The sequence below is a fragment of the Blautia sp. 210820-DFI.6.14 genome (genome assembly GCF_020558815.1).
In the GTDB taxonomy this organism is placed as follows: Bacteria; Bacillota; Clostridia; order Lachnospirales; family Lachnospiraceae; genus Blautia_A; species Blautia_A obeum.
Window position 1 is genome coordinate 1 of sequence record NZ_JAJCKS010000090.1, and the last position, 706, is coordinate 706.

The following is a 706-nucleotide window of genomic DNA, read 5'->3' on the forward strand; positions in this document are numbered from 1 at the left end:
AGGAGGTAGTCTAAATGAGATTAAAAGATAAAGTTGCAATCATTACGGGTGGAAGCCGTGGTATAGGATTTGCTACAGCTGATAAATTCTTGAAGGAAGGTGCTTCAGTTGTGTTGGCAGCAAGTTCACAGGAATCGGCAGATGTTGCTGTAGATAAATTAAAAGAAAAATATCCCAATGCAATAGTTGCTGGAATTAGTCCAAATCTAGCAAGCATGGAGTCTGTCAGAAAGGCTTTTAAAGAGGCAACTGAAAAATATGGATGTGTCGACATACTGGTAAATAATGCAGGGATTTCAGAAAACACCTCATTTATGGATTATACAGAGGAGACTTTTGATAAAGTCATGGATCTAAATGTAAAAGGAGTATTTAATACTACTCGTGTAGCAGCAGAATGTATGGTGGCAAGAGGCAAGGGGGTCATTCTCTCAACTTCTTCCATGGTGAGTATTTCGGGACAGCCAAGTGGGTTTGCTTATCCGGCATCGAAGTTTGCAGTAAACGGATTGACTGTATCATTAGCAAGAGAACTAGGACCTAAAGGTATTCGTGTTAATGCTGTTGCACCTGGGATTACAGAAACTGATATGATGAAGGCCGTGCCAAAGGAAGTTATCGAACCTATGATTGAAAGAATTCCATTGCGTCGTCTTGGACAGCCAGAAGATATTGCCAATGCGTTTGTGTTTCTTGCTTCAGATGA

1 protein-coding gene is annotated in these 706 nt (G+C 40.5%); it reads left to right on the forward strand.

Translation table 11 applies throughout. The features are described from left to right. Positions 1-14 precede the first annotated feature (14 nt). On the forward strand, positions 15-706 hold a 692-nt coding region (locus tag LI112_RS17855), incomplete at its 3' end, for an SDR family NAD(P)-dependent oxidoreductase (RefSeq protein WP_227191206.1).